We start from the raw sequence: 24,568 nt of genomic DNA, 5'->3' as shown, positions 1-24,568 counted from the left end.
GGGTGAGTGCCGCCCTGCGCGGTCGCTGGTGGCGGTACCGGCGGTGGGTCACGGGGTGCCCCGGGCAGGGACGCTCTCCCGTAGCCGCTGGGTGTAGGGGTGCTCCGGGTGGTCCAGTACCTTTGCGGTGGGGCCCTGTTCCACGATGTGGCCCTCTTTGAGCACCAGGACGCGATCGGCCATATGGCGAACCACGGCCAGGTCATGGGTGATGAAGAGATAGGCGACGCCGGTGGCGTCCCGGATGTCGGCGAGCAGATTGAGGATCTGCGCCTGGATGGACACATCGAGCGCGGAGACGGCCTCGTCCAGGACGATCACCCGGGGGTCGGCCGCGAGTGCCCTGGCGATGGCGACGCGCTGGCGCTGGCCGCCGGAGAGACCAGCGGGCAGCGCGTGCGCCTGCCGTTGGTCAAGGCCCACCGATGCGGCGATCTCGCTGACCCGGTCGGCTCGTTCGGCGCGGCTCAGCCGGGTGTGCAGACGTAGCGTCTCGTCGATGGTGTCGCGGGCGGTCTGGCGGGGGTCGAGCGAGGTGTAGGGGTCCTGGAAGACCATCTGGAGCTGGCCGCCGCGCAGATGGCGTTCGGCTGCCCGGCGGGCCGGGCGGCTGCGGTCGGTGCCGAGTACGGAGATCGTCCCCGCGGTGGGCCGCTCCAGGCCGGCGAGCATCCGGGCGGTGGTGCTCTTGCCCGATCCGGATTCACCCACGATGCCGAGGCATTCGCCGGCGGCGACCTGGAAGGTGGCTCCGGCGACGGCCACGAACTCGTTCCGGCGCGGTCCCAGCGGCCCCGATGTGCCGGTTCGATAGACCTTGCGCAACTCGTGGACATCGACGACGGGGGCGGCGGTCATGGCCGGTTCACCTTCTCCGGTACGGGGGCGGCCTCGATGGCGGCCAGGCGATCGCAGCGCACCAGCGCGCCCTGCCGGGCGGTCAGGGCCGGCCGGGTCTGATGGCAGTGGTCGACGGCATGGGCGCAGCGCGCGGCGAAGGCGCAGCCGGGCGGGGCTTCGAAGGCGGACAGCGGGCGGCCGGGGACCACGGGGAGCCTGGGCACCCGGGAGTCGGTGGCCGGCCGGGAGGCGAGCAGCCCGCGGGTGTAGGGGTGCAGCGGGGCCCGGATGAGCAACTCCGCCTGGCGGACCTCCTGGAGGCAGCCGGCGTAGATGACCGCGACCCGGTCGCAGAAGGTGGCCGCGAGATCGAGGTCATGGGTGATGAAGACGAGGGCGGTGCCGTCCTCGCGGCGGAGTTCGTCGAGGAGTGAGACGACTTCGGCCTGGGTGGTGGCATCGAGGGCCGTGGTGGGTTCGTCGGCCAGGATCAGCCGGGGGCGGGCGAGCAGCACCGAGGCGATCATGACGCGTTGGAGCATGCCGCCGGACATCTCATGCGGGTACTGGCGCATGCGCCGCGCCGCGTCGTCGATGCCCACCCGATCCAGCGTCTCCACGGCCGCCTTGCGGGCGGCGCCGCCGCGGTCGGTCTCGACGAGGAAGTCGCCGATGCGCTGGCGTGGGTCCAGATGCGCCCGGGCGTCCTGGAAGACCATGCCGATGTCCCGGCGGGCGGCGGCGGTACGGGACCGTCCGGCGCGGCCTTGGTTCTCGGGGCCGTAGAGCTCGGTGCCGTCGAACCGGACGGCGCCCGCCACACTGCTGCCGGATGGCAGCAGACCCATCACGGTACGGGCGGTCATGGACTTGCCGGAGCCCGACTCACCGACCACGCCCAGCGCCTCGCCCGGTGCGAGATCCAGGGAGACATCGCTGATGACCCGGCGGGGGTCGCCGTCGATGGGGATGCTCACGGACACCCGGTCGAGTTGGAGCAGGGGTTTCATGGGGTTCTCCCGGTTGGCTGGGGCGCGCGGCGGACACGCCGACGGCGGATGTCTCCGCCCAACCGGTCGCCGATGAGCATCAACGCCACCACGGTGGCGATGATCAGCACACCGGCGTACACCACCTGGGACGAGTGGCCTTGCAGGACGGCCTGGGCGTCGTTGACCAGGACGCCCCAGTCGGCCTGCGGGGATTGCACGGCGAGCCCCAGGAAGGACAGGGCCGCCAGGTCCATCAGGGCGTTGGCGAAGGCGATGGGGATCTGGGCGCCCACCACCGGGGTGATGTTGGGGAGCAGATGGCGGGCGCAGATGGCCACCCCACCGTGGCCTTGGACGGTGAGGGCCGCGACATAGGGCATGGCGCGCTGGCGTAGGGCGGCGCTGCGGGCGACGCGGGCCACATAGGGGAGATAGGCGACGGCCAGGGCGAGGATCGCGGGTGCCGGGCCGGGCCGGAAGACGGCGACGGCCAGTACGGCGACGAGGATCGCGGGCAGCGAGAACACGATGTCGAGGAAGCGTCCGACGACCGCGTCGAGCCAGCCACCGCGCCAGGCGGCGGCCAGTGCGAGCGGCAGTCCGACCACCAGGCTCAGCAGGACGACCAGCGCGGGGCCCACCAGGCTGGTGCGGGCGCCCCAGATCAGCCGGGACAGGATGTCGCGTCCGGTGCCGTCGGTGCCGAGGAGATGGTCCCCACCGGGGGCGGCGTAGACATGGAGCAGGTCCTGCGCGTTGGGGTCATGGGGCGCGATCACGGGAGCGAGTGCTGCGCACCCGATCATCAGCGCGATCCAGCACAGGGCGACCAACCCCGTGGCACCCAGCCGGTTTCGCAGCCGGCGCCCTGCCGCGTTCGCCCTGCTGGGGGCGGACTCCACGGCTGTGAGCGACGGCTGGGTGAGCGTCATGCGGTGCCTCCCTGGCGTAGCCGGGGGTCAAGGAGTTGCTGGGTGATGTCGACGACCAGGTTGGCGAGGACGAAGGCCGTCACCATCAGGAGTGTCACGGCCTGCACGGTCGGGAAGTCCTTCTGGTTGACGGACCCGATGAGCAGGGAGCCCATGCCGGGTAGCCCGAAGGCGTTCTCGACGACGACGGTTCCGGCGAAGAGCGCGGCGACGAGTAGTCCGCCGACGGTGACGATGGGCGGCGCCGCGTTGGGCAGCACATGGCGCACAACGATGAGTCGGCCCGGGATGCCTCGGGCACGGGCTGTCTGCGTGTACTCCTTGTCCAGTTCGGCCCGGACCGCTGCCCGGGTGACCCGGGCGAGCAGTGCCGAAGCGATCAGGGCCAGCGAGAGGGCGGGCAGGACCATCCCGTGCAGGCGGCCGAGGAAGCCTTCGCCACCGGCTCCGTAGGCGGGGAACCAGTCGAGTCGTACGGCGAACACGGAGATGCCCACGGAGGCCGCGACAAACGCCGGGACACCGGCGACCACCGCGGTCACGGTGGAGACCAGGGCGTCGATCCGGCCCGGCCGTAGGGCCGCGAGCAGCCCCAGGCCGAGGCCGATCGCGGCGATCAGCACGGCGGTCACACCGACCAGGTACAGCGTGGTGTCGAAGACCGCGCCGATCCGTCCGGACACCGGCTGGTTCCCCACGAAGGAGGTGCCCAGATCGCCGTGGAGGATGTCGCCGAGCCAGTGCAGATAGCGCGCCATGAACGGGTCGTCGAGGCCGTACTGCTCCCGGATCGCGGCACGGCGCTCCGGGGTGGGGGTGCTGTTGCCGAGGAGTACCGATTCGGGGCTGCCGGGCGCGAGGTAGAGCGCGCCGAAGACCACGAAGCTCGATACCGACAGGGTGATGAACAGCCCCGTGAGGCGTCCGGCGAGAAATCGCATCATGGTGCGCCCCGCTCTCAGGGAGCGCCGACGGAGCCGGCCCAGGGCCGACCCATGTAGGCGAAGGTCAGGGGGACGCCCGCGACTCTGTCGCTCAGATAGACGGTGGCGCGGGGGGCGACGATGGGAATCCAGGGCAGATCCTTGCCCAACTGGGCCTGGGCTTCGATCAGGAGCCCGGCCCTGGCCTTGTCGTCGGTGGTGCCGAAGGCGCGGGTGATCTTCTCGGCGACCTGGGGGTTGTCGTAGCCCCCGTAGTTCTGCGGGCCGTCGGGGGTGGCGATAAAGCCGTAGAGGAACGCCGGTTCGGTGATCTGGATGTAGTTCATGGTGAGGAAGGCGTCGTACGGCTTGCGGGCGGCGGGGTCGATGAACATCTCGCCGTACTGGGCCAGGGGGAGGCCGACGATCTCCATGTCGAGGCCGATCTTCTTGGCGGCCTGCTGGAGGGTGGTGGCCACACTGGCGTACATGTCGATGCCGGTGGGATAGGCGAGTTTCAGTTTCCGGCCGGTGGCGCCGGCTTCGGTGACGAGCTTCTTGCCCTGGACGGGGTCGGTCTTGACGGTGAGGGCGTCATACGCCTTCTGGTACTGCTCGCGCTCGTATCCCCAGGTGCCGGGGCCGGCCACCGCGTACAGCGGGTCGGCCGCTGAGGAGAACACACTGCGGGCGATGCCCTCGCGGTCGATGGCGCCGGAGAGTGCCTGGCGCAGTCGGGCATCGGCCAGCGGGCCGCCCTTGAGGTCGCTGATGACGAGGTCGAGGTTCTGGGGCGAGCTTCCCGCGGCGCCGGTCCACAGCTTGCCGCCAGCCGCCTTGGCGAGGGTGGGGACCAGTTGGGAGGGGATGTTGAAGCCGCCGTCGACGGACTTCCCGGCGATGGCGTTGGACAGTGCCTGGGCGCCGGTGGGGAAGACGAAGGTGACCTTCTTCGAACGCACCGCCTTGGCGTCCCAGTAGTGGTCGTTGCGTTCCAGGACGAGATCGCCGGCGCCGTCGAAGGAGGTGACCCGGTAGGGGCCGGTGCACAGCACCCCCGCTGCCGGGGTGCCGAGTGCGGCGCCCTTGGACTCGGCGTGGGCGCGGCTCATGACGGACCCGCCGAGGGTGGCCATGACATTGACGAACACGGCGTTGGGTTCGCGGAACTTGACCGTGACCGTGGGGGCGGAGCTGGTGCCGCCCGCGGTGATCGACGCGACATTGGCGTACAGGGAGCTGTACGAGGAGGTGATCGCCGGCTTTCTGTTGCGTTCCAGGCTGTACACCACGTCGGCGGCGGTCATCGGAGTGCCGTCGGCGAACTTCACCCCCTGGCGCAGGGTGAACACCAGTGTCCTGGGGTCGGGTTGCTTCCAGGCGGAGGCGAGCGCGGGTTCCAGGGTGTAGTCGCTACGGACCCGCAGCAGCGACTCACAGATGTTGGGCAGGACGGTCTGCTCGGGGTAGTCGGCGTTCTTGACGGGGTCGAGGCTGTAAGGGGCCCGGTAGTCGCCGTACCAGGTGTAGGAGTCGAGAGGGCCCTTGGCGGCCGGGGTGTCGGCCTGGCCCTTGGCGAAGGAGGTGGGCGCGTCGCCGCTGGTCCCGTCCCCGCCGCCGCACGCGGTCAGGGTGAGGGCGCCGGCGATGACGGCGATCAGCGCGGTGCGCCGAGGTCTTGAGTGGCTCGGTCCTGCGGCCTGGAGAGTCATGAGGGTGGTCTCCTTGCGTCTATGCGGAGTGCAGCTGTGCGGAGCCGTCGGAGACGGTGAGGGTCAGATGGGTGCGATCGCCGCCGATGCGCAGGGTCTGTTCGGCCGGGCTGAACTCGGTGGCCTGCCACAGATCGCCATCGGTGCCGGGGTGGGGCGCGTACAGCGGGAAGTCGCTGCCGCAGATCTGGAGGCGCAGCCGGTGGCCGGGGCGTAGCCGGTATCCGGTGTGACCGAGGTCGACGGGGGCGCGCTGCGGGCCGTGGCCCGTGATGCCGCGCTGGCCGCGCACGATCATATGGGCGGTGCCGTCGGGCGCGACGTCATGGAGTTTGACGAAGAGGTGGCCGGCCGCCGCGGTGGTTTCGATGTCCACCAGGGCGGTGACGGCACCGACCAGGTCGAGCGGTGCCTCGACGGGGGCGCCGGTGAAGGTGACCACATCGGGCCGGTCGTGTACGGACTGCTCCTGCGGATACTCCTGGAGGTGCACCCAGGGGTCGCGGACCGAGGACGGTACGGGGTTGAGCGGGTCATGGGTCCAGCGGACGGCCGTCGTCCCGCGTTCCGCGGACTCGGTCAGGGCGCCGCCGTCGGCGCTGGCGGTGGCCTGTGCGGCCCCGGCCGGGTGGAGGCGCAGCTCACGAGTGGCCGGCGGCGGCCAGGAGGCGGCGGTGCGTTCACCGTCATGGCCCTGGTACCAGATGGCGCGGGGGAAGCCCGCGCGGTCACCGCGGCCGGAGACAAAGGCGTCCAGGAAGTCCAGGGTCCGGCCGAGATAGCGCGGTAGGACCGCGTCGAGGACCGACTCGTGCACTCCGTGGTCCTGCTCGGGCGGTACGGGGGCCTGGTCGAGGTGGTAGGTGTGGTGGTCGCAGGCGTCGGCGTCGAGATAGGTGTGGTCGCGCCAGCGTGGGTCGGCGAGCTGGGCGGTGTGGTCGCGCATCGACGCGTCGATGAGGTTGTCGAACCAGCCGACACGGTGCAGTACCGGCACCGGGGGCGCCGTGAAGGGGTGTTGGGCGCGGAAGGGGTCGGTGAGGGGACGGCCGGAGATCACACTGTCCACGGCGGCGGAACGGTGGCCGATCGCGGCGAACGCGTCCTCGAAGAGGTCCCGCAGGGGCCGCAGGGACCAGTCGACCTCGTAGGCGTAGAGGTTGTGGTCCACCCACATATGGGCGAAGTAGTTGGCGTGGTAGAGGCCCAGCGCGTGGTCGGTACCGGTGCCGGTCAGGCCGCTGAGGTCGGAGATCTCCAAGCTGGTGACCCGTGGGACGATCGCCCGCAGCGCGGGGTGGGCGCTCGCCGCACCGGCCCACTGCGTATAGCCGTGGTAGGAGTCGCCGACCATGGCGACGGCGCCGTTGGACCAGGGCTGGCGGGCGATCCAGTCGAGGGTGTCGAAGGTGTCCTCGACCTCATGGACGAAGGGCACGGTGTCGCCCTCGGAGCGGAACTTGCCGCGTACGTCCTGGGCGATGAAGACATAGCCGCGCTCCAGATAGAGCGGTGCGAGCTTGTGGACCGCCATATAGGCGCTGGCCTTGTCGTACGGCATCCGGCTGACGACGGCCGCGTGCTTGCGCGGAGCCGTCGGCAGATAGATGTCGGTGGCGAGGCGGGTGCCATCGCGCATGGGGACCATGTGCTGCTCGGCACCCTCATGGAGCGGTGACGGGCCGATCCGCAGGAACGGGACGGTCATGGGATTCCTCTCTGGGCGACGGATTCCGGGACGGACGCTGGATGCCGGGCGAGGGTTGGTGAACGGCGGGGGTACGGGTCCGCTCAGAGGTTGTGGCGGTAGTCGTCGGCGAGATCGTCGTCGAGGAGGGCCGCGGTGAGACCGGCGATGCCGAAGTGTGCGGCGGCGATGGTCCCGCCGGAGGGAAGCTGGGCGGCGAGCTCGCGCGGCTCGTCCTCCCACAGGCCCGATCGGATGATGGCCTTGGCACAGTGCAGATAGGCCTCGTCGACCTCCACGACGGTGGCCAGCTTCGCCGGCCGCCCGCGCGACTCCAGCATCGGCAGTAGATCGGGGTCATCGGTGGGGTAGGCGCGCCCGTTGACCCGCAGGGTCTCCGCATAGCCGGGCACCAGGAACAGCAGCCCCACACCGGGGTTCTCGGTGATGTTGGTGAAGGTGTCGGCGAGTTGGTTGCCGGGCCGATCGGGGATCAGCAGGGTGCGATCGTCGAGGACCCGGACAAAGCCCGGATGATCGCCGCGGGGCGAACAGTCGGTCCTTCCCGTGAGATCGGCGGAGGCGATGGTGCAGAACGGCGAGTGCGCGATGAAGAGCCGGCAGTGATCGTCGAGACGGTCCAGGACCTTCTGCCGCATCACGGGTTCGGGGGTGCCGATGATCTCCCGGACACGGGCGAGGCCGATCCGCCCGGGGCGGGTGGACAGCGGTGCCGTGGTCATAGGTCCAGCTCCAGTACGGGGGTCAGTGAGCGGGACACGCACGGGTACATCACCTGGCCCGCCTCTCGCTCGGCCGCGTCCAGGATGTGGTCGCGGTGGTCGGGAGTGCCGGCGCGGACGGTGACCTCGCAGGTGCCGCAGATGCCCTCGCGGCAGGAGCCGTGGACCTTGACGCCGGAGGCGAGCAGAGCGTCGAGGACGCTCTCCTTGGCGGATACCTCGACGGTGGTCCCGGACCGTACACAACGCACTTCCACCGGTGTGTTGGACTCTTCGACGCCCTGCGACGCCGGTGGTTTGAAGCGCTCCACATGGGGGCGAAGGCCGCTCCGGCCCGCGCACTGCTCGTCCAGTGCGTCAAGGAGGCCCTCCGGTCCGCAGCAGTACACGGCGACCGGTTCGTGTGCCGGGGCTGAGGCGTTCGCCTCGGCGAGGGCCGCGGCCAGCGGAAGCCGCCCCCGCTCGTCGCGGGCCGAGACCCGCACCCGATCCCCGTACCCGGCCAGTTCGCCCAGGAACGCCATCGACGCCCGGCTTCGCCCGCCGTAGAGGAGCCGCCAGTGGGCACCGCTCTGTTCGGCCGCGCGCAGCATCGGCAGGAGGGGGGTGATACCGATACCGCCCGCGACAAAGAGGTAGCGGGCCGCGGGCAGTAGCGGAAAGTTGTTGCGGGGCCGCCCGGCCGCGATCACCGCCCCCGGGCGCAGAAAGCGGTGGATGTACTCGGAGCCGCCGCGTCCGCGGGGCTCATGCAGTACGGCCACCCGGTAGGTGCCGGTGTCAGCGGGGTCACCGCAGAGCGAGTAGTGCCGTTCCACGCCGGTGGGCAGGGTGAGTCGCAGATGGGCCCCGGGCTGCCAGTGGGGGAGGGCGTTGCCGTGGGGGTCGGCCAGGGTGAGGGAGAGCACTCCGTCGGCCTCCCAACACAGTCGGGTCACCCGCAGCCGTAGTTCGTCGTTCCCGGTGGCGGCCGTGGCATCGGTCATGGCGCGCCCTCCCGTCGGTAGACGGGCGCGCCCTCGACCAGGGTGAGATCGACGCGGGTGTCGGCGATGCGGCCTGGTGATCCGTCGAAGGGGTTGCGATCGAGGACGGCCAGATCGGCGTACTTGCCCGCGGTGATGGTGCCGGTGACCTGGTCGAGATGGTTCACCCAGGCGCCGGCGGAGGTGTAGGCGCAGAGCGCGTCGGCCAGCAGCAGCCGCTGTTCGGGCAGGAAGGGCCGATCGGTGCGGGCGCCGGGGCTGGTGCGATTGACGGCGACATGGATTCCGGCGAGCGGATCGGCGCTGGAGACCGGCCAGTCGCTGCCCGCGACCAGGGTGGCACCGGCGGCCCGGAGCGCACCGAACACATACTGCCGGGCGGCGCGTTCATCCCCGAGGAACGGCAGGGTCAGCTCCGACATCTGTTCGTCGCACACGGCCCACAGCGGCTGCATGTTGGCGGTGGCACGCAGCGTACGAAAGCGCGGTATGTCGTCGGGGTGGACGAGTTGGATGTGTGCCAGATGGTGTCGGTTGTCGCCGCCATGGCCAAGGAGTACGGAGCCTTCGCCCTGTCGGCGGCTGGCCTCAGCGGCCTCGACGGCGTCGAGTGCCTCGCGTACGGCACGGTCGCCGATGGTGTGGAAGTGGACCTGGAAGCCGGCCCCGTCGAGAGCGGTGACGGCACGGTTGAGCTCGGTGGGCGTCAGATAGCTGTGTCCGCTACCGGGGCCCTGGGTGCCTGATCCCGGGGCGGGGAGGTAAGGGGTCAGCAGGGCGGCGGTGAAGTTCTCGCAGACCCCGTCCTGCATCACCTTGACGGTGGTGGCGCGGAAGCGGCCGATACGGCCGCGCTCGCGGCGTTCGATGAGTTCGGGGAGTTGCTCGACACCGCGTTCGCGATCCCACCACAGGGCGCCGGTGACCCGGCCGGTGAGCCTGCCCGAGCCGGCCAGTGAGAGATAGGCCGCCAGCGGGTCGGGATAGCTGAGGTAGGCGCCGATCAGCGCGTCCTGCCAGCCGGTGACCCCCAGCGAGTGCAGATGCCGTTGCCCTTCGACGAGCGCTTCCTCGTACTCCCTGGCGGTGATCTCCGGGAGGTGCCGGGCGACGAGGTCGGCCGCGCCCTCGTGGAGGGTGCCGGTGGGGGTGCCGTCCGGGGCGCGTTCGATCCGGCCGTCGGCGGGGTCGGGGGTGTGGCGGTCGATTCCGGCGAGTTGGAGGGCACGGCTGTTCACCCAGGCCCCGTGCCGGTCCCGGTTGAGGAGGAAGACGGGACGGTCGGCGACCACCGCGTCCAGTGTCCCGCGGTCGGGGGCGCCGGACGGGAAGTGGTCCATCGACCAGCCGCCGCCCACCACCCAGGGCCGCTCGGGATGCCTGGCCGCGTACTCGGCGACCAGCCGGGCGCACTCGGCGGGGCCGGTCGCGGCGAGCAGATCGCAGCGGGCCCGTTCCAGACCGCCGAAGACCGGGTGGGCGTGGGCGTCCACGAAGCCGGGGACCAGCAGCCGGCCGGCCAGGTCGACCACCTCGGTGCCCGGTCCGGTGAGGGCGCGGGCCGCCGGTGCGCCGACCGCGACGATCCGTCCGGCGCGCACCGCCACGGCGTCCGACCAGGAGCGGGCCGCGTCACCGGTGAAGACCGGGCCGCCGGTGAGCACCAGGTCGGCCCGATCACCCCTGGCCCGGGCGCTGGGTGCGGCGCTGGGCCGTGGCGGGATACGGGTGTCGGTCATGCGGTTTCGGCCTGTTCCGTGAAAGGGGCGTACCGGCTGATGGGTCAGAGGAAACACCCGCGAACCAGTCATGTCAATGGCTTGGACTAAGGCTTTGTCAAATGTGCTGTAGGGTACTGTGCGCCAGCCGTGACGGAGATTTCGGGAAGCGAGATGATGAACCGGTGACCACCACACCCGGCCGCACCACCCGCGCCAGTCGCACTCGGCTGCCCCGAGGCGCGCTCACCCCGGAACGCATCGTGGAGACGAGCCTGCGCCTGCTGGACGAGCATGGCGCCGACGCCTTCTCGATGCCCCGCCTCGGCAAGGCGCTCGGCGCCGACCAGACCGCGGTCTACCGCCATTTCTCCGGCCGCGACGACATCCTCCTCGCGGTCGCCGACCGTCTCCTTGAGGAGGCATTCGAAGGCTTCTCAGCCCAGCCGTACTGGGCGGACACCCTCGCCGACGTATGCCGCCGGGTGCGCGGCGCCTATCTGGCGCACCCGGCCGCCGCCGCGCTCTCCGGGCCGCGCACCACCCGGCGTCCCGCCGAGATGCGCGCGGCCGACGCGGTGATCGGAGCCCTCGGCGACGCCGGGTTCGACCCGGCCGAAGCGGCGTTGCTCTACCGGGTCGTCGCGGACTTCGCCCTGCTGTGGTCCGGCGGTGAGGCCGCCTTTCACAGTCTGGACGCCAAGACCCAGGCGGATGAGGCCGATGGGTGGAAGCGCGCCTACCGGGCGGCCGACCCTCAGGAGTACCCGCACATCCACCGGGTCCGCGATCCCCTCTTCGAGGTGGACTCGGCGGATGTCTTCGAGACCGCGTTGGGTCTGCTGCTCGACTCCATGGAGCACCGCGCGCCCCGAGGCGACGGGCGGGCCCGGCGGGACCCCGGAGAATGAGGGTCCCGCCCGCCGCACCACCGGGTGGCGCTCACTGCTCGCGCAGGCCCCAAGGGGAGCCGTAGTCGGTCAGCAGATCGAGGAAGGGCCTCGGGGCGAACGCCTCGGGGCCGAGCACACCGCTGCCGCTCCAGGCTCCGGTGGCCACCAGCTCCAGTGCGACAACCGGGTTGATGGCGGTCTGCCACACCACGGCCTGCGAGCCGTACTCCCGCATCGACCACTCGTTGTCGACCACGTGGTACAGATACACCTCACGCGGCTGGCCGTCCTTGGTGCCCTTGACCCAGGTGCCCGCGCAGGTCTTACCGCGCATCCGGTCACCGAGACCCGCGGGATCGGGCAGACAGGCCGCCACCACATCGCGCGGCGAGACCCGAACCGGTCCGCCGTCGCCGTTGACGGTGACCGGGGCGGTCGTGTCCAGACCGAGCTTGTGCAGGGTCTTGAGGACCTCGATGAACTCATTGCCCAGGCCGTACTTGAAGGTCACCCGCCCCGCCTTGACCCAGCGCGGGATCAGCAGCACCTCCTCGTGCTCCACGTTGACGCACTCCACCGGCCCGATGCCCGCGGGGAAGTCAAAGACCTCCGGCTCGCTGAACGGCTCGGTGGTGAACCAGCCCCGGTCCGACTCATAGACCACCGGCGGATTGAGGCACTCCTCGATCGTGGTCCAGATGGAGAACGAGGGGGCGAAGTCATAGCCGTCGACGGTGATGTTGGCACCGTCCCGGACGCCGATCTCCTCGATCTCGTCGAAGAGGTCGTCGGCGGCGTAGCGGGCGAACACATCGGAGAGACCCGGCTCAACGCCCAGGCCGACCAGGGCGAGCCGCCCGCTCTGAGTCCACTTCTCACCCCTGGCGAACTGCTCGTCGCCGAGCTTGACGCCACACTCCTGGTGCGGACGCTCGGGATGCGGCCGGGACAGCGACATCGCCATGTCGAGGTAGTGGGTGCCCGCGGCGAGCGCCGCCTCGAACAGGGGCATCACAAAACGCGGGTCGGTGGCGTTGAGCAGGACATCACAACGGTGCTCGGTGAGCAGCGCGGTGACCCCCGCCTGGTCGGTGGCGTCCACCCGGACCGCGGTGAATCGATCCGCCGCCGCCCCGAGAGCGGCGACGGCCCGCTCGGCGCGGGTCAGGTCGTAGTCCGCCACCACCATGTGGTCAAGGAACGGGCGCCGGGCGGCGATCTTGGTGATCGCGCCGCCCACACCTCCGGCCCCGACAAGCAGAACTCTCATCGCGTCATCCCATCCGTCACTCGGTCGCCATCGGGCCCGGCATCGCGGCCCTGGAGGCAGATACAACGCCTACCGGACATCCACCGGCAACGGTGTTGGCATAAGCCGAACGCACACAACCCCCATCGACGGCGATCCCAGCCACCTTGCCGGCGATCCCGGTGACGCGGAACGGCCCCCAGCAGACCGTCCCCCCACGGAAAACCCCAGGCAGAACTCCCAAGGAGCGGAGCGGACCATGGCCAAGCGAGTCGTACCGGAATCAGAGCGCCGTCGGCGGCGCCCCACCCGGCAGGGCGCTGTGCTCTCCGAACAACTCATCGTGGAGACCGCCCTGCGACTGCTGCGGTACCACGGCGGCGCGGGCCTGACCGTACGCCGGCTCGGGGCGGCCCTCGGCGCCGATCCCAGCACGCTCTACCGCTACTTCCGCGGGATGGACGAGCTGACCCTGGCCATCGCCGACGAACTGATCGGCCGGGCGATCCGGGGGTGGCGGGCCAGCGGCGAGTGGCGCGCCGACCTACGCGGTATCGGGCTGCGGCTGCACTCCGCCTACCTCGCCCATCCCCAGGCCGCCGTACTCGCCGCCAGCCGCATCACCGGACGCACCCATGAGGCGACGGCGATCGAGGCGATCCTGGGGGTGCTGCGCACGGCGGGACTGGAGAACGCCGACGCGGTACGCGTCTACCGCAGCCTGGTCGATCTGAGCCTGGCGTTCGCGGCCCTGGACGGTGCGGCCCTGGCCCTGCCCCGCGCGGTGCGGGACGCCGACCGTCAGATGTGGCGTACCAGGTACGGCCGACTGACCCCGGGCACCCACCCCCATATCGCGGCGACCGCCGGGCCCCTGGTCGCCTGTATGGACGGCAGCGCCTACCCGGCCACGCTCGACATGCTCCTGGACAGTACGGCGAGCCGACTGACCCGAGGGCGTTGAACGCGGGGCGGGGCGATGACCGCGGGACCTTCGGCCCGGCCGCCGTCACTGACGGGGACTCCTTGAGCCAGGTGTCGCACTCAGCGGCTGTGGTCCGCCAGGGAGAGCAGCAGATGGGCCGTCTCCGGCCGGATGTGGTCCGAGTGCGAGCCCGCCGGCCCCCTCCCGGCGGTGAAGACCGTCCCGGCGTCGACGCTCACGAACCAGTGGTCGAGCGCGTCAAGCGCGTACGCCTCGGTGGGCGAGAGCATCCGGATCGCCGAAACCGGCTCCGGCGCCGTACCGATGCCCTGGCTGCCGATGCCGCGCCGGCTCTCGGCGAGGCGGTGCCAGAGCCCGGTCGCCCAGTCACGTTCGGCGTAGGTGGCGACCACCGGTCCGCGCAGGGGAGCGTCGGCCAGCGCGGTGAAGACGGTGGCGAAGACGTCCCGGGGCGCGGCCATCTGGAGCAGCAGCAGCGAGTCCACGGTGAACGGCAGCCCCGGCCCCGGTCTGCTCCACCCCAGGGTCGCCCCCGGCCGCTCGGCCGCCGCCCACTGGACGGCCTCGCAGAGCACCCGGCAGCCGAAGGAGTGCCCCACCAGATGCAGATACTGCCCGGACCGGCTGGCGAGTACGGGGGCCGCGCCGGGGTTGCCCCGCTGGGTGTCGAGATGGCCCAGGAGCTGCCCGATGACGCGCCCGGCGTGCCCGCCGCCGGCGGACAGCGCGTGCGCACGGTCCCGGATGCGGCGGTAGCCCGCCAAGTGCGCCCCGCTACGTGATGGCCAGCGCAGCAGAACGACCCAGGGGGCGAAGCGAGCGGCGAGCGCCGGATAGAGAGCGCTCCGGCTCTCGTACTGCTCCTCGACCAGCGCCATCAGCCGGGTGACGGCGTTGGCGGCGGACTCGGGGCTCGTCTGCCAGCCGTGGACGTAGACGATGATGTCGGTGGCCCAGGGCGGCGGGGTCAGCACCGACCCGAAGTGCTCATCGAGCCGGTCCGCGGGAACGGGCTCCCCACCGTCGAGAAGCCAGCCGCTCTCATCGAGATCGACCGTACGAAGCGTAGTCATGGGACCTGCCTTGGGGACGGGGGAGGAGAGGGCCGGCACAACTGTTGTGCTCCTGGCGGGCTACTGGTGTCCTGCGATGGGGCGCATCGCGAACCAAGACCGAGCCGATGTCGGGCGCCCCACCGGGGCACGGCGCCCGGCTCGGGTGGTGGATCGGTGCGCGGGGCTTTGGGCCCGGGCAGGGGAAGCCACCCCCTGGGATGGGGCGCGTACCTCCCCATCAGCCGCGCTCCAGCCGCTCGTCCATGCCACCGTGCAGCCCGTAGGCGAAACCCAGCGGGTTGCGGTACTCATCCGCGAAGTGCCGGGCCAGCGAGTGGGCGATCTCGCCCGCCGTCTCCCGACCTTCCAGATAGCGGGTGACAAAGGCCAGCGCGTACTCGGCGGCGAAGAGTTGCGGCATCTCGATCTGCGGCCCGATGACCCCCCGCGCACCCCGCTCGATCAGCGCCCGCCCCAGGTAGGCCAGATCCGCCCCGCTCGGCAGCCCCGCGTAGCAGGCGTTGAGCAGCACCAGCGGCTGGAACGGCTCATGCTCATCGGTCAGCGGACGGCCCTGCACGGTGTAGGCGTCGATCTCGCCCCCGTCGGTGAGCCGCACCACCAGGCAGGGCGTCTGCCCCTCGTCGGTACGGAAGCTGCCATGGCACCAGAAGTACATCAACTGCTCGTTCAGCGAGCCCTCGTCCAGGGCCCGCAGCAGCTCGGCCCGGGTGGTGCGCTCGGTGAACGAGGTGTTCTTCGCCAGCGCCGCGGCGACATCCCCGGCCCGGGTGCGCCCGCCCGGATCGATGGTCCTGTCGTGGTTCAGCGACACCACCGGAACCGGCGGCGGCGCGGGTGAGAACGCACCCCGCGCACCGGGGTAGTGGCCGCTGGTGTGCTCGATCTGATGGCGGTAGCCGAGGAACCGTGAGAACAGCCCCGCCACCCCCTCGCCCTGCGGCAGACCACGCGGCAGCGCCAGCATCCCCCACGGAAGGAACAGATCCGAGTCGATCCGGATGCGCAACGGGCGTTCCCCGCGCAGTATCGACAGCAGGATCTCCCGGAACGTGCCCAGCGCTTTACTGTCGCCCCCACCGAGCAGCAGCTCGAACAGCAGGTAGGAACCCTGGTTCGCCAACTCATCCAGCGCGGCGAACAGCTCCCCCTGCGGCTCTTTGGTGAAATCGAGCTGACAGGCGTACGGGAACTCGGCCCGGCCGCGAATCGGACGCCCCCGCTCATCCAGCGGCTGAAGGTCGATCAGCTCCCGCTTCCACAGATGCCGAAGCCGCGCCGCCACCGCCCGGATCTCCGCTGGCTTGCGCTGGACGACCACCCGGTGTTCGGAGCCGATGAGCGGTACGGCGGCCCCGTACATGCGCAGCTGGATACGGTCATCCCCGAGGAGATCGCAGGTGATGACCAGATCCGGTGCGACCACCTGGCGGCGCGGCAGCAGGGTGAAGCCGCGGCTGGGGTCCTCGATGATCCGGACGGGCAGTTCGCGAACCATCCGCTCAGCCCTCCTGGTGTGAGGGCACCAGAGCCGGGGTGAGTACTTCCACTTCCGTCTCGACTCGCTGGAGGACCACACCGCTACCCCGGTCCTCGACCGTGAACCGCAACCGCAAGGTGCCGCTGCGACGGGGGGTGAGGCGAAACTCCGAGCTGCCCACCCCGCCCGAGACACCCGCGGTCGGCCAGACCGTCACCGACTCCGCGGGCATGATCTCGGCATCACCGAGGACGGTCGCGGACACACTGAGCAGGGGAACAGCGTGCGGGTCCGCGTCCGTCCAGGGATGCGTTCTGCCCGGTTCGACGCTGACCGAGATCCGCGCGGTGCCACCCTCGTACACCCCGTCCAGCACGGCGAGTCGCACCCGGCACTCCTGCTCGGGGCGCGGGGCTAGCAGCGGCGATCCGATGCTGTTCCCCGGCTCGGGGACGGTGTAGCGAGCGGCTAGCGGTAGCTGGGCGACCCGGCCCATGGGCAGTTGGGCAGCCGGGTAGAAGCGCTGCAACTCATGCAGAGCCTCGGTCCGCGCCTGCTCCGACGGGGAGTTGACCGCGGTCGCGAAATCGGCCCAATGCTCCCCGGCCTCGTTTCCGACGCTCCGAAACAGCTCCCGCGCCTCGGCGATCAGCGAGGGCTCAGAAGTGCGCTGCCCGATCTCCAACTGGGTCCAGGCGAGGCCACCGAGACAGCCCGCGGCCCGGAACTCCGCCGCTGCCTGCTTGAGCTCGCCCACCCACGGGAACCCCTGCGGCTGGAGCAGTGCCTGGTAGTGCTTGACCCAGGCCGTGCCCAGCGCGTCCTGAGCGGTCTCGAAGCACCCGCGTGCCACGCGTAGCCAACTGATCGCCGCCGCGGTGGACCCCTCGTCGGCGAGCGCCAGGGCGTACTGGAGCAGCGCCCAGCTCTCGCCGCGCGGATCGTAGGCCCTCTGATGGCCTACCACCGCCCGCCAGAGCGCCGGTACCGCACGGGAAGGGTCTCCCCGCAGCACCAGGGCCCACGCCAATCCGGTGTCCGCCCACGCCATACCGCGCATCTCACCCCGGCGCCCAAAGGTCCGACGCGCCGAGCGCAGATACCCCTCGGCCCCATCGGGATCACCCACCACCAGCCGAAACCGCCCGTACTCATAGGCCGCCCATGCCTCGCCGCTGTCGTCCCCGGCCATCTGATGGGCCTCGATCGCCCGTCGCAACAGCTTCGCCGCCCCATCGACCTTGCCCTGGTCAAGGGAGATCGCGGCCAGCAGACGCAACTCCCGGCCGTCCACCGCTTCCGGGAGGAGCAACCAGCCCACCTTGTTCAGCTGCGCCTTCTGCCGCCCCAACTCGGCCAGCTCCACGCGAGCGGCCCCGCTGTCCTCGGCAAGGACGATCAGCTGCGTCGCTCGCCTGACGTCGCCGATCTGGCGGGCGACCACGCCCAGCGGAAGACTCAGATCCCGTTCCTTGCCCACCAGCCGGGAAAGCAGCAGCAGCCGGGCCAGATCATTGCGCTGGGCCAGGGCATCAGCGACCACCGAGACACACTCACGGGCCTGTTGGTCCGGTGACCGCAGTGTCCGCGCGGCCAGGAAGACATACGGCTCCAGGGGGGAGGGGTTCGCCGTCGCCGCGAGGGCGGCCTCCAGTTCGGCCCGGGACCGCCCGGCTCGGCCCTCACCCCGGGCTGTGCTGGTGAACTCCCGGAGCAGGGCGGGAAGCCGCAGGTACCCGGGACGCGGACGGTGCAGCACCCCGCGTGCCACAAGCTCCCCTAGCGCACCGTCCACGTTCGCTAGGGGCAGCGCCCGTGCCATGGTCTCGGGCAGCTCCGCCATGTCCAACGCGGCGAACGCGGCCAGCAAGGCCGTGGCATCGGGGTCCAACGCCTCCCTGACCCGGGTGAACAGCTCTTCGGGCGAGGCCGGGACCGGACCCTCCCACGGCCCGTCCCGCAGCAGGCCGGCAGCCAACCGCAGCAGCACCGGCAGCCCCCGGCAGGCTCGGTGCCAGGGATCGGCGTCCGCGTCGGAGAGCGCCAGGAAGTCGGCGCTGTGTTCGGCGGAGAGCTTGGGCACCTGCCAGGCGGACAACTGCTCCAGGGCCGGGGAGTGGTTCGCCACCGAGGTCGCCACCACCAGCGCGCGCGTGGACCGCACCGCCGCCGCCAGCGTCTTCAACAGGGCTGCACCCGCTCTCCCCGGCGGCACTCCATCCACCACCACAACGGCCGGCTGTCGGGCGAGAGCCTGACGGCAGAGCGACTCCAGTCCCGTGGTGAAGTCCATCGGTGACACACCCTGAACAGCGACCGGTGAGACTTCCAGCCGGGCTGACAACCGCAGCAGCAGCGCTTCCGTGTCGTCTCCCACCACGGGGAGCCAGTGCACCGGTTGAGCGCGGTCACCGCCGACCAGTGCGGCGAGATGCCGGGCCAGGGCCGAGGTGCCCGCGCCGCTCTGGCCGTACAGCTCCATCAGACGGATGGCATGGATCTGACCGAGGGCCATCACACCGTCGCGCTTTCGGGTGTTGTGCAACGGCGGCGAACCCCTGAGCGCTTCCATCACCCGCGCTACCAGCTCGGCCCGCCCGACCAGCTGCCCCTCACCCCCGCCGTCGGCCATCGTGTGTCCCCCCGCCCCCAACCACCCAGTATTGCGCCTTCAGTTCGCGACCACCACGGGAACGCCCATCACCTCCCGGGCGTGGCGGTTGGGCACCATCCCCAGGCTCCACGCCTGCCAACCGTCCTCCAACCTCACCCCGCGCTCCAGCATCACCGCCAGCGTCTGCGCGCAGTCCTCCAACTTCCCGTCCCGGGCCGGGTGCCCCGCCTCCCGCAGCTGGGCGAGCTCCTGCTGCGCCACCACCGCGCCGACCTCCGTACCACCCGGGGAGGCGAACGGCAGCAAGGTGCACCGCAGAAAGCGCGCCCAGTCCCCGCCGCGCTCATCCCCGTACGAGGCGAACAGCTCCACCGCCTCGTCACACAACCCCAACGCCTGCTGGGCCTTGCTGTTGCCGGCGTCGATCAGGGCCAGCTCCAGAGCGCTCCACCCCTCGCCGTGGGCCACCCCGATGCGACGGAAGTCCGCCCGGGCATCGACCAGCAGCTGGCGGGCGAAACCGGAGTTGCGGAGGTTGCCCGTCTGGGCCGCGCGCTGGTCACGGGTGAGCCGGCCCGAATGATGGCGCGCACATGCCAGCCCATAGACATCGCGCATCCGCGAGAACATCGTCCGCGACCGCTCCAGCTCCCGTACCGCCTGATCGCCGTCGCCCCGCTCCTCCAACGCCTGGCCCAGGTAGTACAGCGTCCACGCCTCGCCCCGCGCGTCCTCGTTCTCACGGTGCCGGGACAGCGCCTGCCGCAGTTGATCCACGGCCGGTGCCGGATCGCCGTCCACCAACCGGCCGCGCGCCAACTGGGTCAGTGCCCACGCGCCACCGCGGACATCGCCCGTCTGCCCGTAGAGGTCCAGCGCGGTCCGCAGCGCCGCATCGGCCCGCGGCACATCGCCCATGCGCAGACACACCTGACCCAGTTGGAACTGCGTCCACGCCTCGCCGTGCACCGACTCGCCCTGACGGTGCAGCTCCAGCGCGGTCGCCAACAGCGAGAGCGCCTCGGCGAGATGGGCCTGGTCGCGGCGGACCGCGGCCAGTGCGTGCAGCGACCAAGCCCGGTCCTCGTCCTGCTCCGGTGCGCTCTGGAGCCCGATCGCCTCGGTGAGCCGGGCCGCGGCCTCGGTGAGATTGCCCTGATGGTGCAGGGTGATGCCGAGCGAGCAGAGCGCCAGCGCCGTACCCGAGTCGTTCTGTGCCTCGCGGTAGAGCCCCACCACCGATGACAGGGTCGAACGGGCCTTGTCCAACTCACCGAGCTGACGGGCCGCGATACCCGTGCGCCACTGCACGGAACGCTCCAACAGCCCCTGGTTCACCGACTGCGCCAGCTCGCTGATCTCACCGAGACGGTAGAGGTCACCGCGGAGCAGGCAGTAGTCGGCCAGCGCGCCCAGGAGATTGAGCACGGTCTGCTGGTCCACGCCCTCCGCGTGCCGTAGCGCCGAGGTGATGAAGCTGGACTCATCGTCGAGCCAGCGCAGCGCCGACTCCAACGAGGAGAAGCCGTGCGCCCCGAACTGCCCGGCCCGGGTCGAGAGCTTGCCGTCGACCATACGGATCACGGCCCCCGCCAGATCCGCGTAGTTCTGTATCAGCCGTCCCTGCGCGGCCGTACGCTCATCGGCCGCCTCCTCCTCCAGCAGCCGGGCCCGGGCGAAGGCGCGCACCGAATCGTGCAGCCGATAGCGATCGCCCCGCACCTGGTCGATCAGTCCGGCCGCGGTCAACTCCGCGAGGAGTCGTTGCGCCTCCTGCTCCTCGGCGGACAGCAGGGCCGCCGCCGCTGCCGCGCCCAGCGAGGCCCGCCCGGCGAGTGCGAGGCGCCGCAGCAGTCCGCGCGCCTGGTCGGGCTGATCGGTGTACCGCAACCACAACGCCCGCTCCACCGGCCCGACCGGCCCGTACTCCTCCAGCGCGCTCGCCAACTGCTCCGCGGTACGCGACCCCAGCGAGGAACCCGCGATCCGCAACGCCAACGGCAGCCCACCACACAGATCCCGCACCCGCTGCACCGACTGGGCGTCATACACACCCCACGACGGCTCCGGCTCGCCCCCGCGCAGCAACTCCTCCGCACCGGCCGAGTCCAGCGCCTCCACCGGCAGTTGGTGCACCCACGCCGGAGTGTCAGCCGGCAACTCCAACCGCGTACGGGCCGTCACCAACACCAGGCTGTCCGAACGCTCCGGGATCAGGGTGCGCACCTGCTCCGGATCGCCCGCGTCATCCAGGATCACCGTCACCGCGAGCCCCGTCAGCTGCTGGTGGTACAGCTCGCCCAACCGTCGTACCTGCTGCTGTGTCGAGGACCGCTCGCGGAACAGCAGCTGCTCGCGTGGTGCGCCCAGCCGGTTCAACAGATGCAGCAGCGCGTCCCGGGTGGCGAGGGGATGCTCGCTGTCTCCCCGTAGACCCACCACACACGCACCCCGGAACTGGTCCTTGAGATGGTGCGCCGCACGCACCGCGAGCGCGGTGCGGCCCGAGCCCCGCTCCCCGTACACCACCACGACCGTCGGTTTGGTCTCGGTTGACGCCCGACCCGCCTGCACCCATTGGGTGATCTGCGCCATCGCATCCCGCCGCCCGGTGAACGTCCCACTGGCCTCGGGAAGATGACCGAAGGACTGGGCGAGCACCGATCGCCGCCGCGCCGCCGCGCTGCGATCCCCGCCCCGCAACTGCGGAGAGGCAGCCTTCCGCGGGACGGGCAGCGTGGCAGCCAGCATTCGCTGCTGGTCCAGGAAGGGCCGGATGCCCCGCACCTCCAAGGCGGTCAGCCACTGGAGCCGCAACTGCTCGGCACCCCCGGGCTGTCCCAGCGCCCCCGCCCGGCGATGAGCGGCGGGCCAGTGCGCCGCGGTCACCTTGGCGACCGTGGTCGCCGCCCCGGCGACGGCGACGATGGCACCCGCCCCCAGCGCCGTACCGGTACTGGTGCCAAGCGCCACATCGGCACCCACCGCCGCGGCGGCCGCGACGGCGGTCACCAGGACGGGAGTGGATATGTTCTGTCTGCTGAACTGCGCGACCAGGGGTCTACTGGTCGACTCCGCCTCGGCCAGCGCGTGTTCGTACGCCGCGTACTCATCGGCCGCGTTCGACGCCATCACATCGAGTGCCGCCCGTCCGCGCGCCAACAGCGTCCCACTGTCCGCTCGTCCGCCCGTACGCCGCGCCTCTTCCTCCACGGCGCGCACCAACAGCCGCTCGGCTTCGGCCCGATGGCTGTCCCGCATAGGGTTCCCCCTCAAGATCGGTTCCCGTTTCGGGTCCAAGTGTCCTGTGTGCAGGGCTTCAGCGCGAGAGAGCCTGTGGCGGGCGCATTGCTCCGCGCCGCCTCGTGGTCCGGCGCGGGTCAGCCCTCAGACGGGCAACCAGCTGGGCCACCAAGCCGGCACATTGCCGTCACCACAGCCGCCCTCGCTGATGGTGCCCATCGCATAGGGCGTCCCCAACCAGGCGAAATGCACCAGGGCAAGCACACCGAGCACCCCCACGACAGCCACCGTCGGCACCACCGACCGCACCCCCCGCCCGGCCCGCCGCACCACCCCGGCCACCAGGGCCCAGCCGACCAGCCCGGCGAAGGCCGCCGCGGTGATCGTCAACGGCGCCTCCCACATCCACCAGTCCAGAACGCTGAGCTGGTGCTCCTGCACCACACCGCAGTCCTGCCGCCCCGCCCGGGAGAGCCGGTAGACGCCGTATCCCGCCAGCCCGCTGCCCAGGAAGGTGAGACAGCCGACCGCCCAGGGCGGTTGGGTTCGGGGGCTCGCACTCTGGTCTGTGCGGTTGCTTCGGTCGACAGGGTCCATGCCGTGGAGGGACGCGGGGGTGGTGGGGGTGGTTCCGCCCGCAGCGTTCTGCTCGGTCTCCAGCACGGAGCGTACGCGTTCCCACGTCGGGCCCAGTATTGGCCGGGCTGCTGAGGCAGCCGCCGGACTGGAGTCTGGGCCTTCGTCACGGACACGATCGCCGCCGGGGTCGGCAGGCTCCCCGCAGGGGTCGGTGGCTCAAGAGCGCTCTGAGTACCGTTCAGCGGTCGGCGGTGCCTGGTGGCACGACCCACTCGGTGGGTTGGCCGGTGAGGGAGGCGATCATGTCGAACTTTTCGTCGTAGTGGAGGACGGTCAACCGGTTCAGTTCCGCTGTGGCGGCGATGAGAAGGTCGGGGAGTGACAGCGCCCGGTGGAAGCCCGTGTCGAGAGCGTGGCGCTGCACCTCCAGTGCGCGGGCGAAGATGTCGTCGTCACCGGGCAGGTAGTCGAAGGCATGGAGCCAGGTGCTGATTCGCGTTGCCTCGGCGGTATCCCGGGCTGAGTGGATCATCCCGTACTCGGTGGGTTGGCAGACTGCCAGCAGGTAGCGCTCGTGGAGAGGCTTCAGCACCTCTTTCACGCCGGGCTTCGTCCAGCGCGCTAGAGCTGATTTGTCGACAAGGAAGCGGTCCTGCATCAGGCGGCCCGACCGCCGTCGCGCTTGAGGGTCCCGTCGGCATTGCGAGGACCGGTGCTCTCGATGATCTCGCTGAAGTCGAAGTCGCCGATGTCCATGGCCTCGAAGCCCTCCTGCCGCAGGTGCCTTTTGACGGCGTCTTCCATAGCGAGCCGGACGGCCTGGGCTTTTGTCTTGGTGTCGAAGATGCGCATGGCCTCGGCGACCATGGCCTCGTCGAGGTCGATCACTGTCCTTGCCATGCTGGCCTCCTTGGACGATCAGATACGCCAAACGATATCGTCTTGCCTTGAGTGACGATATCGTTTGGTGCTCTTCTGCTGGGTTCGCCGGAGTGGCCGCAGAACGCGGTCGGCTCGCTTCGGCACTGGCTCGCGAGGATCCACCCCGGTTCCTCGTGGCCGCGCGAGCGCCTGGACACCGACAAACTGGGAACCAACTACCTCAAGGCCCTCGCTGTACATCTGCTCGCCGCCACTGTGCCCTCGCCCAACAGGCCGGGGCCGCCGTATGACCACCTGGCTTGCCCACCTCGCTCTCGACACTTCCCGGACCGACGTACGCGAGGAACTGCGCAACGCCGTCGCCATGCACCGGCGTGTGCTGTCCCTCTTCCCCGACCTCCCTGAACTCCATGAGGCACGCGGGCACTTCGGCGTACTGCACCGGGTCGAGCAGGCCAGGTTCGTGGTCCAGGACAACAGAGAGGCCGCTCCTGAGCGGCTTCCGGACGGGTACGCGGTCAAATTCGGTGTACCACGCCATTGAGCCGCTCCTGGAGGCCCTCGCCCACGGCCGCAGCCTGTCCTACCGCTGCGTTGCCAACCGTGGTGCCGCCCCGGCCGCACCACGCGGGAGCCGTACAAGAACCTGCCTCTCGTCGTTGCCCTCCAAGGCCGCCACGCCGACGACTGGTGGCACCACCGGGCGCGCCTCGCCGACACCCACCTCTCCCATCCGCTGGGCGCCGCTGTCGGACGCCGCGGCAAGGGAGGCGGTGCCCCAGACGGCGCGCCATCACCGGGTCCGCTTCGAGGGCACCGCGGAGATCGTGGATCCTGATGCGCTGCGAGCCGCAAAGACCCGTTGGCATGGGAAGAGGGCGGGCATACGGTGTGGGCTGCTGTCGATTGCGCCCTTGCGGTCGGAAGAGCGGGGTGCCCGTGTTCAGCCGCAAGCCTGAGGGCACGGCAGGTCCGGTGCTGCTGTGCACCCCGGCCTGCAGTTCCGGGATGCCGGGCCGTCCGACCGAGCGGGAGGTCGTTCGACTCGTGCCGTTCTCGCAGGTCGCGTCCGG

General features: G+C 70.8%; 19 protein-coding genes and 1 pseudogene. 3 read left to right on the top strand and 17 right to left on the bottom strand.

Annotated features, from left to right (window positions below):
• Positions 1 to 48: 48 nt before the first annotated feature.
• The 9 genes from NBG84_RS13240 to NBG84_RS13200 form a co-directional block, all read right to left on the bottom strand.
• Positions 49 to 858, bottom strand: coding sequence for an ABC transporter ATP-binding protein (locus NBG84_RS13240; RefSeq protein WP_250919586.1), 810 nt, complete (start codon positions 856 to 858; stop codon positions 49 to 51).
• Positions 855 to 1,850 (bottom strand): ABC transporter ATP-binding protein, encoded by a 996-nt coding sequence (locus tag NBG84_RS13235; RefSeq protein WP_250919585.1) that lies wholly within the window; start codon positions 1,848 to 1,850, stop codon positions 855 to 857. The genes NBG84_RS13240 and NBG84_RS13235 overlap by 4 nt, the downstream gene beginning before the upstream one ends.
• Positions 1,847 to 2,764 carry an ABC transporter permease gene (locus NBG84_RS13230; protein ID WP_250919584.1) on the bottom strand — a complete coding sequence of 306 codons (918 nt, stop codon included), beginning with the start codon at positions 2,762 to 2,764 and terminating at the stop codon, positions 1,847 to 1,849. The genes NBG84_RS13235 and NBG84_RS13230 overlap by 4 nt, the downstream gene beginning before the upstream one ends.
• Positions 2,761 to 3,708: an ABC transporter permease gene (locus tag NBG84_RS13225; RefSeq protein ID WP_250919583.1), complete on the bottom strand. Its 948-nt coding sequence runs from the start codon at positions 3,706 to 3,708 to the stop codon at positions 2,761 to 2,763. Before NBG84_RS13225 ends, NBG84_RS13230 begins: the two co-directional genes overlap by 4 nt.
• A 14-nt stretch (positions 3,709 to 3,722) precedes the next feature.
• Positions 3,723 to 5,399 (bottom strand): ABC transporter substrate-binding protein, encoded by a 1,677-nt coding sequence (locus NBG84_RS13220; RefSeq protein WP_250919582.1) that lies wholly within the window; start codon positions 5,397 to 5,399, stop codon positions 3,723 to 3,725.
• Positions 5,400 to 5,418: 19 nt separating this feature from the next.
• Positions 5,419 to 7,107, bottom strand: coding sequence for a CocE/NonD family hydrolase (locus NBG84_RS13215; RefSeq protein ID WP_250919581.1), 1,689 nt, complete (start codon positions 7,105 to 7,107; stop codon positions 5,419 to 5,421).
• A gap of 83 nt (positions 7,108 to 7,190) precedes the next feature.
• On the bottom strand, positions 7,191 to 7,829 hold the full coding sequence (locus NBG84_RS13210; protein WP_250919580.1) for an MSMEG_1061 family FMN-dependent PPOX-type flavoprotein: 639 nt from the start codon (positions 7,827 to 7,829) through the stop codon (positions 7,191 to 7,193).
• Positions 7,826 to 8,815: a PDR/VanB family oxidoreductase gene (locus NBG84_RS13205; protein WP_250919579.1), complete on the bottom strand. Its 990-nt coding sequence runs from the start codon at positions 8,813 to 8,815 to the stop codon at positions 7,826 to 7,828. Before NBG84_RS13205 ends, NBG84_RS13210 begins: the two co-directional genes overlap by 4 nt.
• On the bottom strand, positions 8,812 to 10,554 hold the full coding sequence (locus NBG84_RS13200) for an amidohydrolase (protein WP_250919578.1): 1,743 nt from the start codon (positions 10,552 to 10,554) through the stop codon (positions 8,812 to 8,814). Before NBG84_RS13200 ends, NBG84_RS13205 begins: the two co-directional genes overlap by 4 nt.
• 164 nt (positions 10,555 to 10,718) lie before the next feature.
• Here NBG84_RS13200 and NBG84_RS13195 point away from each other — a divergent pair, with 164 nt between their 5' ends.
• Entirely contained in the window at positions 10,719 to 11,444 is a 726-nt protein-coding gene (locus tag NBG84_RS13195) for a TetR/AcrR family transcriptional regulator (protein WP_250919577.1), read from the top strand.
• 31 nt (positions 11,445 to 11,475) lie between these two features.
• Here NBG84_RS13195 and NBG84_RS13190 read toward each other — a convergent pair whose 3' ends face one another.
• Complete coding sequence (locus tag NBG84_RS13190; RefSeq protein ID WP_250919576.1) at positions 11,476 to 12,696, bottom strand: saccharopine dehydrogenase family protein; 1,221 nt, start codon at positions 12,694 to 12,696, stop codon at positions 11,476 to 11,478.
• 238 nt (positions 12,697 to 12,934) lie between these two features.
• Here NBG84_RS13190 and NBG84_RS13185 point away from each other — a divergent pair, with 238 nt between their 5' ends.
• Positions 12,935 to 13,639, top strand: coding sequence for a TetR/AcrR family transcriptional regulator (locus NBG84_RS13185; RefSeq protein ID WP_250919575.1), 705 nt, complete (start codon positions 12,935 to 12,937; stop codon positions 13,637 to 13,639).
• Positions 13,640 to 13,719: 80 nt separating this feature from the next.
• On the opposite strand, the gene NBG84_RS13180 is transcribed toward NBG84_RS13185, so the two are convergent.
• The 7 genes from NBG84_RS13180 to NBG84_RS13150 all read right to left on the bottom strand — a co-directional run bounded on the left by NBG84_RS13180 (position 13,720) and on the right by NBG84_RS13150 (position 23,513).
• A complete protein-coding gene (locus NBG84_RS13180) occupies positions 13,720 to 14,694 on the bottom strand; it encodes a hypothetical protein (protein WP_250919574.1) in 975 nt (324 codons plus the stop codon).
• Between the two features lie 220 nt (positions 14,695 to 14,914).
• The gene (locus tag NBG84_RS13175) at positions 14,915 to 16,195 is read right to left on the bottom strand and encodes a CHAT domain-containing protein (RefSeq protein WP_250919573.1); all 1,281 of its coding nucleotides are present in this window, start codon (positions 16,193 to 16,195) and stop codon (positions 14,915 to 14,917) included.
• A gap of 4 nt (positions 16,196 to 16,199) precedes the next feature.
• Positions 16,200 to 18,809, bottom strand: coding sequence for a hypothetical protein (locus NBG84_RS13170; RefSeq protein ID WP_250919572.1), 2,610 nt, complete (start codon positions 18,807 to 18,809; stop codon positions 16,200 to 16,202).
• 39 nt (positions 18,810 to 18,848) lie between these two features.
• On the bottom strand, positions 18,849 to 22,052 hold the full coding sequence (locus NBG84_RS13165) for a tetratricopeptide repeat protein (protein ID WP_250919571.1): 3,204 nt from the start codon (positions 22,050 to 22,052) through the stop codon (positions 18,849 to 18,851).
• 126 nt (positions 22,053 to 22,178) lie between these two features.
• Positions 22,179 to 22,697, bottom strand: coding sequence for a hypothetical protein (locus tag NBG84_RS13160; protein WP_250919570.1), 519 nt, complete (start codon positions 22,695 to 22,697; stop codon positions 22,179 to 22,181).
• A gap of 154 nt (positions 22,698 to 22,851) precedes the next feature.
• Positions 22,852 to 23,271 (bottom strand): PIN domain nuclease, encoded by a 420-nt coding sequence (locus NBG84_RS13155; protein WP_250919569.1) that lies wholly within the window; start codon positions 23,269 to 23,271, stop codon positions 22,852 to 22,854.
• The gene (locus NBG84_RS13150; RefSeq protein ID WP_250919568.1) at positions 23,271 to 23,513 is read right to left on the bottom strand and encodes a type II toxin-antitoxin system VapB family antitoxin; all 243 of its coding nucleotides are present in this window, start codon (positions 23,511 to 23,513) and stop codon (positions 23,271 to 23,273) included. Before NBG84_RS13150 ends, NBG84_RS13155 begins: the two co-directional genes overlap by 1 nt.
• A 268-nt stretch (positions 23,514 to 23,781) precedes the next feature.
• Between NBG84_RS13150 and NBG84_RS41525 the strand changes: the two are divergent.
• Positions 23,782 to 24,454: pseudogene (locus tag NBG84_RS41525) on the top strand (type I-E CRISPR-associated protein Cas6/Cse3/CasE).
• Positions 24,455 to 24,568 lie beyond the last annotated feature (114 nt).

It is taken from the genome of Streptomyces albipurpureus (genome assembly GCF_023701525.1).
Taxonomy (GTDB): domain Bacteria; phylum Actinomycetota; class Actinomycetes; order Streptomycetales; family Streptomycetaceae; genus Streptomyces; species Streptomyces albipurpureus.
Note: the sequence above shows the minus strand (reverse complement) of the source record. Positions and strands in the feature narration are given on the sequence as shown.

Coding starts and splice junctions, on each gene's coding strand:
- NBG84_RS13240 (WP_250919586.1), bottom strand. CDS start 858: ATGACCGCCGCCCCCGTCGTCGATGTCCACGAGTTGCGCAAGGTCTAT.
- NBG84_RS13235 (WP_250919585.1), bottom strand. CDS start 1,850: ATGAAACCCCTGCTCCAACTCGACCGGGTGTCCGTGAGCATCCCCATC.
- NBG84_RS13230 (WP_250919584.1), bottom strand. CDS start 2,764: ATGACGCTCACCCAGCCGTCGCTCACAGCCGTGGAGTCCGCCCCCAGC.
- NBG84_RS13225 (WP_250919583.1), bottom strand. CDS start 3,708: ATGATGCGATTTCTCGCCGGACGCCTCACGGGGCTGTTCATCACCCTG.
- NBG84_RS13220 (WP_250919582.1), bottom strand. CDS start 5,399: ATGACTCTCCAGGCCGCAGGACCGAGCCACTCAAGACCTCGGCGCACC.
- NBG84_RS13215 (WP_250919581.1), bottom strand. CDS start 7,107: ATGACCGTCCCGTTCCTGCGGATCGGCCCGTCACCGCTCCATGAGGGT.
- NBG84_RS13210 (WP_250919580.1), bottom strand. CDS start 7,829: ATGACCACGGCACCGCTGTCCACCCGCCCCGGGCGGATCGGCCTCGCC.
- NBG84_RS13205 (WP_250919579.1), bottom strand. CDS start 8,815: ATGACCGATGCCACGGCCGCCACCGGGAACGACGAACTACGGCTGCGG.
- NBG84_RS13200 (WP_250919578.1), bottom strand. CDS start 10,554: ATGACCGACACCCGTATCCCGCCACGGCCCAGCGCCGCACCCAGCGCC.
- NBG84_RS13190 (WP_250919576.1), bottom strand. CDS start 12,696: ATGAGAGTTCTGCTTGTCGGGGCCGGAGGTGTGGGCGGCGCGATCACC.
- NBG84_RS13185 (WP_250919575.1), top strand. CDS start 12,935: ATGGCCAAGCGAGTCGTACCGGAATCAGAGCGCCGTCGGCGGCGCCCC.
- NBG84_RS13180 (WP_250919574.1), bottom strand. CDS start 14,694: ATGACTACGCTTCGTACGGTCGATCTCGATGAGAGCGGCTGGCTTCTC.
- NBG84_RS13175 (WP_250919573.1), bottom strand. CDS start 16,195: ATGGTTCGCGAACTGCCCGTCCGGATCATCGAGGACCCCAGCCGCGGC.
- NBG84_RS13170 (WP_250919572.1), bottom strand. CDS start 18,809: ATGGCCGACGGCGGGGGTGAGGGGCAGCTGGTCGGGCGGGCCGAGCTG.
- NBG84_RS13165 (WP_250919571.1), bottom strand. CDS start 22,052: ATGCGGGACAGCCATCGGGCCGAAGCCGAGCGGCTGTTGGTGCGCGCC.
- NBG84_RS13155 (WP_250919569.1), bottom strand. CDS start 23,271: ATGCAGGACCGCTTCCTTGTCGACAAATCAGCTCTAGCGCGCTGGACG.
- NBG84_RS13150 (WP_250919568.1), bottom strand. CDS start 23,513: ATGGCAAGGACAGTGATCGACCTCGACGAGGCCATGGTCGCCGAGGCC.